Below are 17,280 nucleotides of genomic sequence, written 5' to 3'. Positions count from 1 at the left end.
ATGACCCAGGCAAGCATTGCCGAATCTCCCGCCGACACCGCCGGCGTCAAGATCCGCGCCCGAGGCCTGCGCAAGGAGTTCCCGCACGTCGGCAAAGGCGTCAAAGACGCGCCGACCGTGACCGAGGTACTGCGAACCTTCGACCTCGACATCCATGAGGGTGAATTCCTGGCATTGCTCGGTCCCAGCGGGTGTGGCAAGTCGACTTTCCTCAACATCTTGGCCGGCCTGGAGAGTTACGACGGAGGTGAGCTACTGCTGGACGGCTCACCCGTACGCGGGGTGAGCAAGAACGTCGGGGTGGTTTTTCAGAGCTACGCCCTGTTCCCGTGGTTGTCGGTACAGAAGAACGTCGAAGTCGGGCTGAAGGTGCGGTCCATCCCATCGGACGAACGCCACCAGACATCGCAGCGGATCCTCAAAACCGTTGGCCTGGAGAACTTCGCGCACCACCTCCCCCATCGCCTCTCCGGTGGTATGCGTCAACGGGTCGCGATCGCGCGATCGTTGGCCTACGACCCCGAGGTCCTGGTCCTCGACGAACCGTTTGCCGCGTTGGACGCCCAGACCAGAGAGTTCCTTCAAAACGAACTGTTGCGGATCTGGGAGTCGGGTGCGCGCAAGAAGACGATCCTGTTCGTCACCCACTCCATCGACGAAGCGATCTTTCTGTCGGACCGGATCGCGGTGATGACGAAACGGCCGGGTTCGGTCAAAGACCTCATCGACGTGAGCCTGCCGAGACCACGCGACGACGATTCGCGCGCCAGCGCGGAATTCGGCCGTATCCGTGGTCAGGTGGCCCAGATCCTCAAGGAGGAGGTCGAAGTTGGTAACAACTGAAGCGGCTACGCCCACAGCCGTACAGCCGAGTCCGGCCGTCGAGCCTGCCCCCGGCGCGTCCCCGCGAACTCCCCTGTGGCGGGCACGGCTGGCCAAGTACGACAAATATCTCTACGGGGCTGTCGGCGTCACGCTGGTGGTGTTCGCCTGGTGGTCGGCAACCGCCACCGGGGTGCTCGACCCGAAGTTCCTGACACCGCCGCAGACCGTGCTGAGCAAGCTCGCCGACGGACTGGCAGCCGGGGGCGATCTGCGTCAACAGGTATGGCCCAGCTTGCGCCGGGGCCTGTCGGGCTTCCTGATCGGGACAGGACTCGGCGTGGTTCTCGGCATCCTGGTGGGCTCGGTCCGAGTGCTGGAGAAGGCATTCGACCCGGTGCTGCTGTTCTTTCGCAGCCTGTCGATCCTGGCGTTGTTCCCGGTGTTCCTGCTGTTCTTCGGTATCGGTGAACAGTCCAAGGTGGCAATCGTCACGTGGGCGGCGTTCTGGCCGGTCTTCATCAGCACCGTGAATGCGGTCAAGGGAGTCGAGAAGATTCTGCTCAACGCGGCGCGCACGCTCGGGGCCGGACGCGCTTACATCTTCACCCGGGTGGTACTGCCGGCCTCCGTCCCGAACATCTTCCCGGGGGTGCGGCTCGCGGCGTCCTACGCCTTTACCGCCTTGGTGGCAGCCGAATACCTCGGTGCCACAGAAGGAATCGGCATCTACATCCGCTCCAGCCAGGAGAGTTATCAAATCGCGGCCATGTATTCGGGAATCGTGGTGCTCGGCATCATCGGTGTCACTCTCAACCTCCTGCTCGCTGGGGTCGAAAAGCGCTTGACTGCCTGGCAACTCGGCCTTACCAACAAGTAGACGGGCGGCACATGACACAGCTATCGGTACTCGATCAGGTGCCTGTCCCGAGAGGGACGAGCAGCGGCTGCGCGATCCGCAGCAGCGTCGAACTCGCCCGCGAGGCGGAAGATCTCGGGTATGCCTCGTACTGGTTCGCCGAACATCACCTGGACCAGGGCCGAGCCTCGTCGGCACCGGCGATCCTGATCGCCCTTGTCATCCAGGCCACCAACCGGATCAAGCTGGGTTCGGCAGCGACAGTGCTGCCGTTTCACACCAGCCTGGAAATTGCCGAGGAGTTCGGTTCGCTGGCGGCGGTGGCACCGGGCCGTGTGGTGCTCGGACTCGGCCGTTCCAAGCAGGGCTACGGCAAGTCGGCACCCTACCGGGAGATCAGCGAGATCCTGACGGCGGTCACGGCGCACCCGGGGAGCCAGGACGGCGATGTCGCTGTGGCGGCCAACGGCAGTGACTTCCTGTTCGAGTTGCTCGGATATCTGTCCAACGCTCCACTCACGGTGCCTGACGATGAGTCGCGCATCCGCGAGATCCTCAACTACCTTGAGCGCCCGGTCGCAGTGGTCGGTGGCGAGGAGTACCGGGTCTCCCCCGGTTATCAGGAGGATCTCGGGCTCGCCGTGTTCGGCGGTGAATCAGGCTGGAGTGCGACCATTGCTGCGAAGTACGGTCTTCCGCTCTATGTCAATGCGCACAGCGTCAAGAACGACATCGTCGGCACGGTGCAGCGATACCGGGACGATTTCCAGCCCTCCAAGCGGCTGGACTCCCCCTACGTCGGCGTATCCGCACACGCCATCGCGGCTGAAACCGATGAGTTGGGAAGGCGTTTGGAGGAAACGTACCTGCGGACACTGGCCAGTCTGCGGGCCCGTGGAACCTATCTGCCGTCCGAACCGGTCACCGACGGCGGGTTCATCGAACCGGACAGCCAGAAGTTCGCCGACTCCCGCGCGCTGAGTTTCGCCGGTTCCCCGGGATTCGTGGTCGACAAGCTGCGCGCCCTGACCGGCAGCGTGTCCGCCGACGAGCTTCTGGTGAGCACCATCGTCTACGCCCCTGACGTCCGCCGCGCGTCCTATCGCCTGATCGCCGAGAACTGGGACTAGATCGCCATGACCACAACCTCGAAACCCCTTCGCATGTTTGGTGTTACCACTGCCGTGGTAACAGGCATGATCGTCACGGCGGCACCAGCGGCCGCCCATGTCCGGGTGGACGAAGGACAGCAACCTCCGCGGGGCGGCTACGGAATCGTGCGGCTCATCGTGCCGACCGAATCCGAGCAGGCATCCACGATCGGCGTGACCGTGACCGTGCCCGACAACATCGAGCTGACCTCGGCCCGCACGTTGCCGATTCCCGGGTGGACGGCGAATGTGGAGACCGAGCCAACCGGCGACGGCCAACGGGTGTCCCGGATCACCTGGCGCGCGATCGACAAGGCCGGCGGGATCAAACCCACGGAGTACGGTGAGTTCGCGTTCTCCGCGGGTCCGTGGCCCGAGAACGCGGAAACCGTCCCGCTCCTTTCGGATCAGTCCTACAGCGACGGTTCGGTGGTGTCGTGGAACGAGATCGCCGTCGACAAGGACAGCGAACCCGAACATCCGGCACCGGTCGTGACCTTGGGAGCGGCGGAGGCGGGCCACACGCATGACGGCCACGGCGCACCCACGCTGGTACCAGCCGGATCGCCGGGTGGCGAGTCGTGGCTATGGCGCGCGACCTCCGTCGTCGCGCTGTTGCTCGCACTCGGCAGTTCTGCCGCCTTGGCAGTCACGCTGCGGCGCAGGTCCTAGGGGTGTGCCGCGAACACGCGTCGCGCTGTGGGGGCTCATGATGATCGCCGCCGCAGCCGCAGGCCTGCTGTGGACGGCGGCCCCAGCCGTCGCTCACGCCACCGTCGTATCCAGCGCGCCGGCCGACGGCACACGCCTGGAGACCTCCCCCGCGGTGTTGACCTTCGATCTCGACGAGCCCGTCACGCTTGTCGACGGGTCGGCCCAGTTGATCGACGTCGACGGCACCCGGTACCCACTGGCGGGTCAACACCTGGAGGCCGGACGACAACGGATCGTGTTGCCGCTGAACGAGAAGCTGCCCGACGGGGCCTATCTGGCGACCGCCCGGGTAGTCTCCGCGGACACCCATGTCGTGTCCCTCTCGATACGATTCACGGTCGGCTCGGTCACCGAGCAGGGACAGTGGTCGCAGGTCGGTAGTGCGTCGGCAGTGGACCGGACAGTGCTCCTTCCGGTCAAGGTCGTGGTGTACCTGGGCACGATCGGATCGGCAGGCGTGCTGTTGGCTGCCCGCTGGGCGTGGCCGGACATCCTGGGAACACACCGGTTCCCGATCGTCTACCGGATCGGCGCGGCCCTGCTGATTCTGGGCTTGCTCAGCAGGTTCTTTGTACTGGCCGTCGAGCAGTCCGGGTCCGTCGCCGACATCTCGTGGGAGGCGGCGACAACGATCGCTCGCACGCCGTTCGGGGCCGCCCTGCTGGTCGCCGTAGTCCTCAGCCTGGCGGCGTTGCCCCGTCCGGCCGTCCTCGGGCTCGTACAGGCCGCAGCCGCGATTGCCGCGGTCACCTTGGGAGGGCACGGCGGCTCATCCGTCTGCCCGTTCGTGGCCACCTTCGTCCACATCTACGCGGTCGCCGTGTGGTTGGGCGGGATGACCCTGATCGCCCTGGTGCACAGGTCCGTTCCGCAGCGCTGGCACCGGGTCGCTGTCGCGCATGTGGGGTTGGCGGGCGCCGCGGGCGTGGTCCTGGCGGTGCTGCAGATCCGCCCGCTCGCCGCATTGACCACCACGGCATACGGAGTCACGCTCCTGGTGAAGATCAGCCTGGTGGCGGCCACGGTCGTCGCCGGGTACGTCGTCTACCGCGCTGCGCGCACGCATATTCCGAGCCGGGCCGTGCTCGTCGAGACCGTGCTGGCCCTGTTGATCGTCGGGGTGACATCGTCGCTGTCGTCACTGACGCCGGCTCGCGCCAGTTACACCACGAACGTGGCCATTCGACTGGATTTCGGCGGACCCGACGTGCTCGACGTCGATATCGACACGGTCCGGCGCGGCAGCCAGGTCGTCACGGTCCGCGACCCTGACGGTTCGCCCGACGCCGGGGTCGGTCTCGAATTGTCCTCAGCCCAGGCCAATGTCGCACGACTGCCGGTGGAACTCTCGCAGGACCGGACCACCGGTGACGCAGTGACGTGGCGGAGCGCCGGACTCATCGTGCCCGCGCCGGGGCGATGGAAGGTCACCGTCCGATTCGACAACGGTAGCGGACCGAAGCTGGCGTCGTTCTTCTACCAGGTGTTGTAGGAGGTTCAATGAGATTGGTACGCAAGGTTGCAACTGTGCTCGCTGCCGTATCGATCGCCGCAGCGATGTCGGGCTGCTCGGACGATGTGCCGGTCACGTACCCCGAGAACGCCTCAGGCGATGTCCTGCGAATCCAGGTGGGCGGCGAAGGCTACCGCGATGTGTTGGATTACGTGACGAAGAACCATCTGGCCGGTGACCTGAGACTGGAATTGGTGGACGCGGCCGCCGACGCCAATACCCAGGTGGCAGAGGGCAAGACCGACCTCGCCTTCTATCAGACCCAACCCGCCTTCCTCGGCAATCAGCAAGCCGACGACCACAGCACCCTGAGCATCGTCTCCAAGGTCGACGTGGCCCCATACGCCCTGTACTCGTCGAAGTGGAAGGATCTCAAGCCCACCGAGGACTGGGTCAACTCGAACCTGGTGGCGGACAAGATCACCGGCACGAGTCTGCCGCACGGTGCCGAGGTGGCCGTACCGGAGACCAAGGCCGGTTTCGCGCGCAGCCTGTACCTGTTGCAGACCGTCGACCTGGTGAAACTAGACCGCCCGTTCGGCGGCCTGTCAGTAGCCGATCTGTCAGTATCCGACGCCAATGTGCTGGAATCGCAACGACATCTGGCAATCCGCGGGATCGACTTCACCGAATACGCCGAGGACATCTATCACAATTACGACGCGGTGGTCCTGGACCCGACCACCGCGTCGTCCATCGGACTCGTCCCCGCCACAGACGCGTTGGCCATCGAGCCCGGACCCGGCAATCCCTACTCCCGCGTCCTGGTGGCACCAGCGAGGCTGGCGGGTGATGCGCGGGTGTCCGCACTCGCACACGCCCTGGAAGGCAAGGAGATAGCGCAGTACCTCAGCACCACCTACCACGGGAAGTTCATCTCGGCGCACGTGCCATTCGAACCGTGATACCGACCCGAACCGAATGAGGAGACCAGACATGACGATTACCGCACCCGCCAGTGACAAGCCCGTGACCATCGGCTCCACAGACCTCGACGCGCTGCTCGCCTACATCGACGCCGGCGTCGTCGATCGTGACGACGCCGACCGCCACCCGTTCGAGGAGTTCGAGGTGATCCGGGCCGCCCGCCTCGGCGCACTGCGGCTTCCGGTCACCGAGGGTGGCGGCGGCGCGACGCTGACCGATCTGTTCCGAACGGTCATCGCCCTCGGCGAAGCCGATCCCAACATCGCGCACAGCGTCCGCAATCATTTCAACTTCACCGAAAGCCTTTTGCGCCAGCGAAACAACGCTGACCGCCGGTGGCTCGACGAGGTCAAAGCAGGCAAGCTGTTCGGGACCTCGACCACCGAGTTGAGCGGTAAGCAGGCGGGCAGGCGTAACCGGGAGTTCGAGACCACAATCACCGACGGTCCCGACGGTCTGCGTCTGACGGGGACCAAGTTCTACAGCACCGGCAACCTGTACGCCGACTACCTCGTCGTGAGCTCGACCGGTCCCGATGGCGATCCGGTCCGGGCCGTGGTGCCGGCTGACCGCCCGGGCGTGCACGTAGCGCGGGACTGGGACGGAATCGGCCAGCGCTTCACCGGGAGTGGGACGACCAGCTACGACAACGTCGCTGTCGAACGCGAGAACCTCCTGAGCCGCGGAACCCTCTACGGCGAGCTGCCCTACTCGGCGACGTTCCCGCAGCTGTACCTCACCGCGGTGATCGCGGGGATCCTGCGCCGGGTGACCCGGGATGCGGCGGCGCTCGTACAGGGCAAGCAGCGCACGTTCTATCACGCCGCCTCCGAGCGCCCGGTCGACGATCCGATCCTGCAACAAACGGTGGGACTGCTATCCAGCCAGGCTTTCGCGGCGGAAGCCTCGGTGACGTCGGCCGCCGATGCGCTCTCGGATGCCTATGCGGCACACGGCACCTCCGATGAGCCCGACCTGTCACTGCGGGCGGCACTGGGCGCGGCCAAGGCCAAGGTCGTCGTCGACGAACTCGCCTTGCGCGCCGCGGGCGACCTGTTCGATGTCGGCGGTGGCACTGCGGCACGGCGCAGTTCGCACCTGGACCGGCATTGGCGCAACATCCGCACGTTGGCCGCACACAACCCGAGGACCTACAAGGCCCGCGCCATAGGCGCGCACGAACTGACCGGGGCGCCACTTCCGAACGGAGCGTTCTTCTGAGTACCCGCGAACTGCACCTCGGGCTCAACGCTCCTGGGCTCGGCACCTACAAGTCTGCCTGGCGACGCAACGGCATCGACCCCGGGTCGACCGCGACCGGCGAGTTCTACATCCGCCTGGCGCAATTGGCCGGGCAAGGGCTGTTCGACGCGTCCTTTCGCCCGGCACAGTGGCCGGCACATTTGAAACATGGTTCGCCACTTCAGCGGTCGATGGTTTCAACCCTGATGTTCGACGTCATCGAGGAAAGCCTGCCGCTGTTCGTCGACGAGGTGGTTCCTGCTACTGCAGGATCGCGGACTGTTCCGGCGCAAGTACACGGGCACCACGCTGCGCGACCACCTGGGCCTGCCTCGGCCCCTGTGGTGAAACACCGAAACCCAACAACACAAGGAGAATGGACGTGGATCTACAACTGACGGGCAAACGCGCGATCATCACCGGTGGCAGCAAAGGCATCGGGCTGGCGATCGCACACGCCCTGGCCGCCGAAGGCGTCGACGTGGTACTCGCCGCACGCACCCAGGACACGCTGGAGAAGGCCGCCGCCGAGGTCGCCGAACGCAGCGGCAGGCGGGCGATCCCGGTGGTCACCGACACCGGCGATGACGAATCGGTCAAGGCGCTGGTGGCCCGCGCCGTCGAGGAACTCGGCGGCGTCGACATCCTGGTGAACAACGCCTCGAATCAGTCTGTGGGGTCCGGCTTTCCCGGCCTGGCCGGTACCAGTGACGAAGATTTCTGGGCCGATGTCAACATCAAGGTGGTCGGCTACCTGCGCACCGCACGGGCCGTCGCACCGCATCTGGCGGCACAGGGCTGGGGCCGGATCATCAACATCAGCGGCCTCGGCTACCGCCAGACACATTCGATCGTGCGCAGTATCCGCAACGTCAGTGTGGCCGCGCTGACGAAGAATCTCGCCGACGAACTCGGACCACACGGGATCAATGTCACGGTGGTGCACCCCGGCCAGACCCGCACCGAGACCAAGACACCCCGATACCAGGCCGCCGCAAACGCCGCGGGACTCGACGTCGCCGAGTACGAGAAGCAGATCGCCAACAACGCGATCGGCCGGGTCGTCGAGGCCGCTGAAGTGGCGGACGTGGTCGCATTCCTGGCCTCACCGCGCAGCGTCAGCATCACCGGCGACGCCGTCGCCGCCGGCGGCGGACTGCTGGGCACGGTCAACTACTAGTTGACCGCCCTCAGCGCGTTTCGTCGAGCAGTGCCGTCTCGGGGATCGCATTCAGGAGCGCAAGATACTCAGGGTCTCGTTGGACTCTGCGCTGATGCAGCTCGACAATCTTCTTCCGCAACTCAGGATCACCGTCGTCGGATACTCCGCTGCCGACGGTCTTCTGAAGCAGCGGCAGCAGGACCCGGTCGGCAGCGGCGTGAAGCGGATCGTCGAAATAGCGTTCGAGCGCGTCGAGATCGGCCAGCCCGATGCTGAACCCATGGGTGAAACCGTCGGCAGGATCACCCAGATCCTGACCGACGAACACGAACGCCACCGGTTCTGCGTCCGCCAGTGCGGCCACCGCCGCGATCGCCCGGGACTTGTCTTCCTCGCCGACACCGGGTTTGAAGCTGAATCGCTGTGCAGTGATGATCATGCGGACCCTTTCCACTCGTCACGTCAATTCACCGTCACGACCGGACATCCCGGCACAGCTGTGCTCACGCTGAATTAATCGGTGGTCGGCAATTCCCGGGAAGTTTAGCGTCGCAATTGAATCGGCAGAATTCTCGATCCGTGAAGAAGGTGGACAGGGTGACATCCAGCCGTATGCGGCATTTCCGGAAATCGTCGATTGCGCTCGGATTGGCTGCTCTGGTCACTCCGGTCTTGCTGTCCGGGTGCAGCGACAAGGGTGACGACGGCGTCGTCACGTTCCGCTTCGCCAATTCGCCGACCGCCCTGTCGCTGGTGCGTATCGCCGACGAACTGGGTTACTGGAAGAATGCCTCGGTCCGTCCCGAATACGTCGGGCCCGCCACCGCCGTGCCCGCGGTGCAGTTACTCGACCAAGGGGCGATCGATATCGCAACCGGCATGTTCAACAACGACATCGACGGAAAGGTCAAGGGTTTCAAGTTCACGGCCATCGCGTCGAGCATGCTCGACCTGCCCAACGAACCCCATATGGCCTATTTCACCAAGGCCCGGTCCGATATCACCAAGGAGAATCTGAAAGCGATCGAGGGCAAGACAATTGGCCTTTCCGATTTCAACAGTTGCACCGACCTCGTGATCAAGCGCTATCTGAAGAAGAACGGCGTGGACCTGGACCGGGTCAAATTCCTGCAGCTCAAGCCCGAGCTCATCGCGCCCGCAATCGAACGCGGCGAAGTCGATCTCGGCGTGTTCCATCCCCCTCTCGTAGGTGTGCTGCTGAGTCAGCGCGACAAGTTCACGCAGGCCTTCACCTCCTATGACGAATGGGGCCCGCTCGGCGGGCAGGCACCGTTTGTCGCGAGCAATGCCTGGCTCCAGAAGCACCCGAAGGCCGCACGGGAGTTCGTCGGTATCATCGCCAAGACCGCGAACTGGGCCAACGCGCATCCCAGGGAATCCGCGGAGATCGCGGGCAAGACCACCGGCTATCCGGTCGAGCAGACCACCAACTGGCACTACGCGCCAAACGCACTGCTGGACAAGGCGAGTCTGCGGCTGTGGTGGGACCTGGTGAAGGACGTGGGCAATCCGCTGCCGGGCTCGGATGACCTCAAGCCCGAAGACATCGCCACCAACGCTTTCAATCCGTTTGCGAAGTCCGCCGATCTGCTGGAGTCCCAGGATCACAACACCACGATCCTCGACCGGGAGCAGAACACCGGCATCTTCAAGACCCATCTGGTCGACATCGCAGGGCTCGAAGACCAGAAGTGATCCGTCCGCGTGAAAGTCGGCTGACATGACCTACAACGTGCTCACCGAGCCGTCCTGGAAGATCGAAGCGAGTCGAATCACCAAGCGCTACCCCAAACCTCGGTCCCGATCGACCCAAGGGGCCACCACGGTGCTGTCGGGATTCGATCTCAAGATCAAGGGCGGCGAGTTCGTTTCGCTGCTCGGTCCGAGCGGTTGTGGCAAATCCACGTTCCTCAACATCCTTGCGGGCCTGGATACCTACGACAGGGGCACCGTTTCGATCGACGGCGAGCCCGTCGACGGCGTCAGCAAGAACGTCGGGGTCGTATTCCAAGGTTACGGGCTGTTCCCGTGGCTGACCGCACAGAAAAATGTCGAAGCCGGCCTCAAGATCCGCGGGGTGCCCAAAGCGCAGCGGCGCGAACGCGCTGCGGCGGTTCTGCGCACCGTGGGGCTGGAGGCTGCCGCGAACCGGCTACCCCATCAACTCTCCGGTGGCATGCGGCAACGGGTCGCGATCGCACGTGTGCTCGCCTACGAACCCGAGATCCTGGTGTTCGACGAGCCGTTCGCTGCCCTGGACGCGCAGACCCGTGAATTCCTGCAGGGCGAGCTGCTCCGGATCTGGGAGGCCGGCGATACGAAGAAGACGGTCCTGTTCGTCACCCACTCGATCGATGAGGCCATCTTCCTGTCCGACCGGATCGCGGTCATGACCCAGGCCCCCGGCACGGTCAAGACACTCGTCGATGTCGATCTGCCGCACCCCCGCGACAGCGATGTCCGGAACTCGGAGGCCTTCGCCCATATCCGGGCGCACGTGGCGCGAATCCTTCAAGAGGAGGTCCGAATTGGCCATCACGCTGGATGACCCCACGGGTGTGGAGGACCGCGACGACGACCTCGACATACCCAGTCCGTGGCTCGCCAAGTACGGCAGGTTCCTCGGCGGAGCGATCGGACTGACCGGGTTCCTGGTCATCTGGTGGCTGGTCGTGGCGACCGGCTACGTCAGCGACATGTACCTGGCCACGCCACAGGACACGGTCAAGGCGTTCGCCGACGGACTGCTGGACGGCACCTTGAGCTCTGAGATCTGGCCCAGCGTGCAGCGCGCCCTGATCGGCTTTCTGATCGCACTCGTGGCCGGGATCTCACTCGGAATCGTCGTGGGATCCTTCACGATCTTTCAGACCCTCGCCGAACCGGTCCTGGTGTTCTTCCGGAACCTCTCGCTGCTGGCGCTGCTGCCGGTGTTCGTCGTGTTCTTGGGCATCGGCGAGGAGTCCAAGATCGCGATCGTCGTCTGGGCGTGCTTCTGGCCGATCTTCGTCAACGCGGTCGGCGCGGTCGGCGGTGTGGAACGCCAACTGCTGAACTCGGCCCGCGCGCTCGGCGCGGGCCGTTGGTACACCTTCGTCCATGTCATCCTGCCTGCCGCGATCCCCGCGATCTTCCCGGGTATCCGGCTGGCCTCGGCCAATGCGTTCACCGCACTGGTGGCCGCCGAACTCGTCGGCGGGGCACAGGGCATCGGCATCTACATCAACAACGCCGCCCTGCGTTACCAGACCCCACAGATGTACGCCGGGATACTCGCACTCGGCCTGATCGGTGTAGTCGTCAACGCGGTGATGACCGGCATCGAATGGCGTGTCACCCGCTGGCAGCGGGGTTTGACCAACAAGTGACCCACGCAGCATCAGCGGTTCTCATCAGCCCGATTCGAACAGGCAGTACCCTGCCGGCTCTCCATTCCGGCTGGTGACGTCCATGGGTTTGACGATTCGTCCGGCACCCGGGTTGACCGTTGCGAACTAAGACGCTGCCGACGAGCGTTGAACCACACATGTTCGTCCGATTCGCCGAAGATCGATCATGAAGTTCCTGCTGCTGACCCTTGTCGCGCACCATCCCGACCCTGCGACGGGCCAGAAGAAGAGCCCCGCGGACCGGCTGCGTGAGGTCGTCGAAGCTGCCGAGCTCGCCGAGCAGCTTGGCTTCGACGGGTTCGCGGTCGGTGAGCGTCACGAGGACCCGTTCATCTCGTCCTCCCCGCCGGTGGTGCTGAGCAACATCGCGGCGCGCACCTCGCGAATCGGGTTGTTCACCGCGGTGACCACGTTGAGCCTGCTCGACCCGGTGCGCGCGTTCGAGGACTATTCGACGTTGGACAACCTGTCCGGCGGGCGGCTCGAGTTGATGATCGGAAAGGGCAACGGCGCGGCGCAGGCCGAGTTGTTCCAGGTCACGACCACCGATCAGTGGGACCGCAACCGGGAGGGCTACGAGTTGTTCCGCGCGCTGTGGAACCACGACCACGTGACGTGGTCCGGTCGGTTCCGGCCGGCCCTCGTCGACGCCAAGGCGCTCCCCAGACCTCTGCAGAAGCGGATCCGCATCTGGCATGGCAGCGCAACCAGTAAGGATTCGGTCGACCTCGCGGCGCGCCACCGAGATCCCATCTTCTCCGCCAACGTGACGTATCCGATCGAACCCTATGCCGACCTCGTGCGGCACTACCGGCAGCAATGGGAGTACTACGGCCACCGACCCGAGGACGCGTTGGTAGGGGCCGGGACTGCCGGTTTCCACATTGCACCGACGTCGCAGCAGGCGATCGAGGAGTACCGGACGTCGTTCGAAACCCGCCTCGCCTTTGCCCGGCGGGTCGGGCTTCCGGTGGTGTTCGAGTCGATCGAGGACTTCGTCGACCGCAGCTCGGCATTGGTCGGCAGCCCAGAGCAGGTGATCGACAAGGTTGGGCGTTACCACGAGCAACTCGGCCACGAGGTGATCCATCTCAGCGCCGACACCGACGGTGTGACAGTCGGCCAGAAACGACGCAGCCTTGAGCTGTTTCAGTCCGACGTCGCACCGGTCCTGCGCGAGAAGTTTCCGAGTCGGCCGCTGGCCGCACAGAGTCTGTTGGAAGGAGTAGTCGCACCATGACCACGATTGAGAACGCCGCGGCGTTCAGCCAAGCCTGGAATGAATGGCACGAGGGCCGCGAACGTTATTACGGGGACCCACTGGGCTGGGTCAGTCTAACCGGATTATATTGGCTGACAGACGAATTCGATACCATCGCCGACCTACCAGGGCGTTGGCGAGCGGACGCCGACGCGGCATACTTCGAAGTGTCGGGGACGGCCGAACGTCTGGAACCAGTGGAGGGTGCGCCGGGACTCCTGGTAGCCGATGGGGATCGGCGGATCGAGGTCATTCGGCGTACCGGCTCCGTGGCTCTGCGAGTACACGACCCAAAGTCACCACACCTTCAGGCATACAAGGGAATTCCGGCCTACCCAGCCGGTGAGCACTGGCGCGTCACGGGCACGTTCACCCCCTACGAGCGGCCGCAGAAGGTCACGACCGGCGCGGTCGTGGAGGGCCTCGAGCACCACCACAACGCCGTCGGCACCATCGACTTCGAATTGGACGGAACCGCGCTGCAACTCGTTGCCTTCGGCCGTCCTGACGGCGAGTTACAGGTGCTGTTCACCGACGCGACCAGCGGAGTGACGACTTATCCGGCCGCCAGGTCCTTGTCGATCGCCGCGCCCGATGGCGGCGGGACGGTGACACTCGACTTCAACCGGGCGTCGAATCTGCCGTGCTCGTTCACCGACTACGCAACATGCCCGGTGGCACCGGCCGAGAACAGGTTGCCCGTCGCCGTCGAGGCCGGCGAGAAGAATCCGCGTTGAGCCGGTGAAAGTCCTTGTCCCAGACGATCTCGGCGTCAAGACGCTGGAGACCTCCACGAACCTCGAGGCGGTCCGCTACGAGCCCGGCCAACCATGGCCGGCCGGGCATCTGGACGCCACCGTGGTGGTGGTCGGCTACGAATCCGCGGCGGCCGTGGGCTCACGGTTTGCCGACTTGCCGGATCTGCGCCTCGTGCAGACCCTCAACGCCGGATACGAACAGTGGCTGCCGTATCTACCTGACGGGGTCATCCTGTCCAACGCGCGAGGAGCACACGGTGGCTCGTCGGCGGAATGGGTGGTGGCCGTGCTCCTGGCCGTCTACCGGAACCTGAACCTGTTCAACGAACAGCAATCCAGGGGTGTGTGGCTGGCCACAAACACCGAGACCTTGATCGGCAAGCGGGTCGTCGTGCTGGGAGCCGGCGACCTGGCGGTCAACCTCGCGTCGCGGCTCGCACCGTTCGAGGCCGAGGTGACACTCGTCGGCAGGCGACCCAGGCCGGGCGTCCACGGGTTTGACGACATCGACCGGCTGCTGCCCGGCGCGGACGTGGTGGTCGCGATGCTGCCCGCGGACGAATCCACGCGCCACGTCATCGATTCCACGTTCCTGGCCAACCTGCGCGACGGGGCGTTGATCGTCAACGTGGGCCGAGGCAGCGCCGTCGACACCGATGCCCTACTGGTGGAACTGAGATCCGGCCGGCTGCGCGCGGCACTCGATGTCACCGACCCCGAGCCGCTACCGCAGGGTCATCCACTGTGGTCGGCACCTGGCGTGTTGCTGACGCCGCATGTCGCCGGGAGCACAACCGGCGCCTGGGAGAGGGCGTGGGAGATCGCGCACCACCAGATCGACGTCTACGCCGGCGGCGGCCTGCCCCCCAACCTTGTGCCGGGTGCCGGCCGGCGGTGACCCCGCGGGCCCTAGCCCGTTCGACTGGCTGTCAAATGGTAGGGCTCCAGACCGAGGTTCTCCCGCAAGGTCTCGCCCTCATACTCCTGACGGACCAGTCCTTTGTCGCGGAGTAGCGGGATTACCTCATCGGTGAGCCGGTCAAACGAGTTGCCCCCGTGCAGCGTGAATCCGTCGCAGGCACGCACGGTGAACCATTCGGCGAACACGTCGGCCACCTGTTCGGGTGTGCCGATGACATCCAGATGCCCACTGCCCCGGATCCGTTGGAGAAACTGACGCAGCGTGATGTTCTCCACCTCGGTGACCAGATCGCGCAACAGCAGACCACGGCTGACCCGGCGCTGGCTGGTGGCGAATGTCTCCCGGGGCGGAATCCGTTCGCCCGGAATGACATCGTCGAGGTCCAGATCTGCGAAATCGAAGAACGGCGCCTCGCGTGCGAGGAACTTGAGCCGGTCGGCGTAGAAATTGGGCTCGGCGAACACCTGCCGGTACTCGTCGCGCGCCGCCTTCTCGGTGTCGGCGATGTAGGTACGGATCCCGGGCAGCACGCGGAGTGCGTCGGGGTGGCGGCCACCCGCCTCCACCAAGCCCTTGATGGTGTCGTAGTAGGACCGGGCGTGGGCCAGGTCCGGGGTCGCGACGAACACCGCTTCACCGAACCGCGCCGCGAATCGGATGCCCTCCTCGGAGGCTCCGGCCTGGAACACGACAGGCAGGTCCTCGACGAGACGAGACACGTCGAGCGCCTGCTCGACCGAGTAGTACGGTCCCACGTGGTCGATGTTGCGGATTCTGGCGGCATCCACGGTCGGTGCACGACCATCCGTGAATGACAGCGCATCGGGAGCCCAACTCTCCCAAAGCTTCACGACGACTTCGATGAACTCAGCTGCCCGTGCGTAGCGTTCGGCAGGCGGAAGCAATGTCGCCGGCCCGAAGTTCACTTCACCGTTGAACGAGGTGACGGCGTTCCACCCGGCCCGTCCCCCGCTGACGTTGTGCAGCGTGGCAATCTGGCGGGCCACGTTGTACGGCTCGAAGAACGACGTCGAGGCCGTGACCACCAGCCCGATCCGCTCGGTCACCGAGGCCAGTGCCGCCGTCACCGCCAGCGGTTCGCCGAGCAGGCTCGGATCGTTGATGATGTTGTCCTTGTCGAACCCCAGGAAATCCGCCTTGAAAAACGCATCGATCTTGGCGTGCTCGGCCTGCTGCGCGAAGTCGACGATCCGTCTGAAAGCCGAACCCGGCGACGAGCCGTGGGCTTGGAGTCTGTCCGACCAGCCGCTCGGCCGGTCGAACAGCACCAGGTTCAGGTATTCGCGCCGCGGCGCCATCAGAAGAATCCACCGCGTGGGAGCGGCTCACCGGTGATCTCGTGGGCGCCAATGGCTTTCGCCTTGTATGTCTTGGGATTGTGCGCGGCGAGAGTCCGAATGTTGCGCCAGTGGCGATCCAGGTGGGCGCTGCGCCGGACGGTCGATCCGCCGCCGACGTCGAACAACTCCGAGGCCGCCCGGTTCGCTAGTTCGTCGATCACCACTTTCGCCTTGGCCGCCCGCAGGGTCGCCTCCAGCGAGAGCGCCTCTTCCTCGTCGGGCCGGCCGTGTGCCTCGGTGGCCGCCCCGAGCGCCTCCGCCGCCGACAGTACGAGCGCTTCGGCGGCGAACGCCTGACTGGAGAGCACGCCGACGCTCTGCTGCAGGATGGGATCGTCGACCGGGTTGTCGGCCGCCGCGTGATAGAAGGTCCGCCGCTTGGCCCGCACCAGTTCGGTGGCGTCACGAACGACGCGGCGCAGGATTCCGGCGATGACGGCGGTGAGATACAGCTGCGGGAAGGTGCCCTTGTAGGGCACGTCGCCCCCGAACCCGCCGGGCGCGAAGAAGTCGTCATCCGACACCGCGACGTCTACGAATCGTGTTGTCCCGCTGCCGGTGAACCGTTGACCGATGCCGTCCCAGTCATCCTCGATGACGACGCCGGGGCGGTCGGCCGGGACGATGAGCCGGACGGTGTCACCGTGCTGGTCGCTCGCCACGACTACGAGCCAGTCCGCATACAGGTTACCTGTGCTGTAGAACTTCTCCCCTGACAACCGCAGCCCGTTCGGCGTCTCGGTGATCGCGGTGGCGTACCGGTAATCGGGACTTCCGGCATGGGCGGTGCCCAGTTCGGTCGCCGATATTCCGAACAGGTCGCCGTTGCGGATGCGGTCGAACCAGCGTGCGTCCTCGGCGCGTGGGCGCCGGATGAGATTCTCGACGGTCCCCAGATGGTTGCGCACGCTGTGTGCGACATTCGGATCGGCCTCGCCGAGGGAGATGATCACCTCGAACAACTCGCGCAGGGTGGCACCGCCACCCCCGGAGGCGACCGGAAGGCGCAGTGCACCGAGCCGGGCCCGGCGAATCAGGTCGAACTTGGCGAAGGGCGGCTCGCCACGGTCATCGCGGTCGATGACGCCGTCACCGATCTGCTCGATCAGGTCACTCAGCTCCGGTGAGCCGAAAGTAACCGGTGCGGAATCAATCCGGGTATCGATGGTCATTCGCTG

At 65.1% G+C, this 17,280-nt stretch carries 17 protein-coding genes; 14 read left to right on the top strand and 3 right to left on the bottom strand.

Going from position 1 to position 17,280, the window contains the following annotated elements; genetic code table 11:
* From EH231_RS03975 to EH231_RS03940, 8 genes are all read left to right on the top strand, one after another.
* The gene (locus tag EH231_RS03975; RefSeq protein WP_090425397.1) at positions 1-843 is read left to right on the top strand and encodes an ABC transporter ATP-binding protein; all 843 of its coding nucleotides are present in this window, start codon (positions 1-3) and stop codon (positions 841-843) included.
* Positions 830-1,702 carry an ABC transporter permease gene (locus EH231_RS03970; RefSeq protein WP_164480762.1) on the top strand — a complete coding sequence of 291 codons (873 nt, stop codon included), beginning with the start codon at positions 830-832 and terminating at the stop codon, positions 1,700-1,702. Before EH231_RS03975 ends, EH231_RS03970 begins: the two co-directional genes overlap by 14 nt.
* 11 nt (positions 1,703-1,713) lie before the next feature.
* Positions 1,714-2,811 (top strand): LLM class flavin-dependent oxidoreductase, encoded by a 1,098-nt coding sequence (locus tag EH231_RS03965; RefSeq protein ID WP_124711918.1) that lies wholly within the window; start codon positions 1,714-1,716, stop codon positions 2,809-2,811.
* Positions 2,812-2,877: 66 nt separating this feature from the next.
* Positions 2,878-3,504 carry a YcnI family copper-binding membrane protein gene (locus EH231_RS03960; protein ID WP_241177880.1) on the top strand — a complete coding sequence of 209 codons (627 nt, stop codon included), beginning with the start codon at positions 2,878-2,880 and terminating at the stop codon, positions 3,502-3,504.
* A gap of 4 nt (positions 3,505-3,508) precedes the next feature.
* A complete protein-coding gene (locus tag EH231_RS03955) occupies positions 3,509-5,038 on the top strand; it encodes a copper resistance CopC/CopD family protein (protein WP_241177879.1) in 1,530 nt (509 codons plus the stop codon).
* Between the two features lie 35 nt (positions 5,039-5,073).
* Positions 5,074-5,964, top strand: coding sequence for a MetQ/NlpA family ABC transporter substrate-binding protein (locus EH231_RS03950; protein ID WP_164480761.1), 891 nt, complete (start codon positions 5,074-5,076; stop codon positions 5,962-5,964).
* Positions 5,965-5,995: 31 nt separating this feature from the next.
* Positions 5,996-7,207, top strand: a complete 1,212-nt coding sequence (locus EH231_RS03945) for an acyl-CoA dehydrogenase family protein (protein WP_206429630.1) — start codon at positions 5,996-5,998, stop codon at positions 7,205-7,207.
* Between the two features lie 403 nt (positions 7,208-7,610).
* Positions 7,611-8,408 (top strand): SDR family NAD(P)-dependent oxidoreductase, encoded by a 798-nt coding sequence (locus EH231_RS03940; RefSeq protein WP_124711915.1) that lies wholly within the window; start codon positions 7,611-7,613, stop codon positions 8,406-8,408.
* A gap of 10 nt (positions 8,409-8,418) precedes the next feature.
* Here EH231_RS03940 and EH231_RS03935 read toward each other — a convergent pair whose 3' ends face one another.
* Complete coding sequence (locus EH231_RS03935; RefSeq protein WP_090425390.1) at positions 8,419-8,829, bottom strand: Dabb family protein; 411 nt, start codon at positions 8,827-8,829, stop codon at positions 8,419-8,421.
* A 158-nt stretch (positions 8,830-8,987) separates the two neighbouring features.
* Between EH231_RS03935 and EH231_RS03930 the strand changes: the two genes are divergently transcribed.
* The 6 genes from EH231_RS03930 to EH231_RS03905 all read left to right on the top strand — a co-directional run bounded on the left by EH231_RS03930 (position 8,988) and on the right by EH231_RS03905 (position 14,717).
* Positions 8,988-10,106, top strand: a complete 1,119-nt coding sequence (locus EH231_RS03930; protein WP_234927120.1) for an ABC transporter substrate-binding protein — start codon at positions 8,988-8,990, stop codon at positions 10,104-10,106.
* A 25-nt stretch (positions 10,107-10,131) separates the two neighbouring features.
* On the top strand, positions 10,132-10,959 hold the full coding sequence (locus EH231_RS03925) for an ABC transporter ATP-binding protein (protein WP_124711914.1): 828 nt from the start codon (positions 10,132-10,134) through the stop codon (positions 10,957-10,959).
* Positions 10,940-11,779 (top strand): ABC transporter permease, encoded by an 840-nt coding sequence (locus EH231_RS03920; protein ID WP_234927119.1) that lies wholly within the window; start codon positions 10,940-10,942, stop codon positions 11,777-11,779. The genes EH231_RS03925 and EH231_RS03920 overlap by 20 nt, the downstream gene beginning before the upstream one ends.
* Positions 11,780-11,966: 187 nt before the next feature.
* Positions 11,967-13,040, top strand: a complete 1,074-nt coding sequence (locus EH231_RS03915) for an LLM class flavin-dependent oxidoreductase (protein WP_090425387.1) — start codon at positions 11,967-11,969, stop codon at positions 13,038-13,040.
* Positions 13,037-13,798, top strand: coding sequence for a DUF1684 domain-containing protein (locus EH231_RS03910; RefSeq protein WP_090425386.1), 762 nt, complete (start codon positions 13,037-13,039; stop codon positions 13,796-13,798). Before EH231_RS03915 ends, EH231_RS03910 begins: the two co-directional genes overlap by 4 nt.
* A gap of 4 nt (positions 13,799-13,802) precedes the next feature.
* Positions 13,803-14,717 (top strand): 2-hydroxyacid dehydrogenase, encoded by a 915-nt coding sequence (locus tag EH231_RS03905; RefSeq protein ID WP_205263495.1) that lies wholly within the window; start codon positions 13,803-13,805, stop codon positions 14,715-14,717.
* A gap of 11 nt (positions 14,718-14,728) precedes the next feature.
* On the opposite strand, the gene EH231_RS03900 is transcribed toward EH231_RS03905, so the two are convergent.
* Positions 14,729-16,060 (bottom strand): NtaA/DmoA family FMN-dependent monooxygenase, encoded by a 1,332-nt coding sequence (locus EH231_RS03900; RefSeq protein WP_090425384.1) that lies wholly within the window; start codon positions 16,058-16,060, stop codon positions 14,729-14,731.
* On the bottom strand, positions 16,060-17,274 hold the full coding sequence (locus tag EH231_RS03895; RefSeq protein ID WP_124711912.1) for an acyl-CoA dehydrogenase family protein: 1,215 nt from the start codon (positions 17,272-17,274) through the stop codon (positions 16,060-16,062). Before EH231_RS03895 ends, EH231_RS03900 begins: the two co-directional genes overlap by 1 nt.
* Positions 17,275-17,280 lie beyond the last annotated feature (6 nt).

It is taken from the genome of Mycolicibacterium nivoides, assembly GCF_003855255.1.
Classification (GTDB): domain Bacteria; phylum Actinomycetota; class Actinomycetes; order Mycobacteriales; family Mycobacteriaceae; genus Mycobacterium; species Mycobacterium nivoides.
The sequence above is the reverse complement of the archived record's forward strand: the minus strand, read 5'-3'. Positions and strand labels throughout refer to the sequence as shown.

What these genes read in the sequence shown, in the direction of transcription:
- EH231_RS03975 (WP_090425397.1), top strand. Translation starts at nt 1, where the DNA reads ATGACCCAGGCAAGCATTGCCGAATCTCCCGCCGACACCGCCGGCGTC.
- EH231_RS03965 (WP_124711918.1), top strand. Translation starts at nt 1,714, where the DNA reads ATGACACAGCTATCGGTACTCGATCAGGTGCCTGTCCCGAGAGGGACG.
- EH231_RS03960 (WP_241177880.1), top strand. Translation starts at nt 2,878, where the DNA reads ATGATCGTCACGGCGGCACCAGCGGCCGCCCATGTCCGGGTGGACGAA.
- EH231_RS03945 (WP_206429630.1), top strand. Translation starts at nt 5,996, where the DNA reads ATGACGATTACCGCACCCGCCAGTGACAAGCCCGTGACCATCGGCTCC.
- EH231_RS03935 (WP_090425390.1), bottom strand. Translation starts at nt 8,829, where the DNA reads ATGATCATCACTGCACAGCGATTCAGCTTCAAACCCGGTGTCGGCGAG.
- EH231_RS03925 (WP_124711914.1), top strand. Translation starts at nt 10,132, where the DNA reads ATGACCTACAACGTGCTCACCGAGCCGTCCTGGAAGATCGAAGCGAGT.
- EH231_RS03915 (WP_090425387.1), top strand. Translation starts at nt 11,967, where the DNA reads ATGAAGTTCCTGCTGCTGACCCTTGTCGCGCACCATCCCGACCCTGCG.
- EH231_RS03910 (WP_090425386.1), top strand. Translation starts at nt 13,037, where the DNA reads ATGACCACGATTGAGAACGCCGCGGCGTTCAGCCAAGCCTGGAATGAA.
- EH231_RS03900 (WP_090425384.1), bottom strand. Translation starts at nt 16,060, where the DNA reads ATGGCGCCGCGGCGCGAATACCTGAACCTGGTGCTGTTCGACCGGCCG.
- EH231_RS03895 (WP_124711912.1), bottom strand. Translation starts at nt 17,274, where the DNA reads ATGACCATCGATACCCGGATTGATTCCGCACCGGTTACTTTCGGCTCA.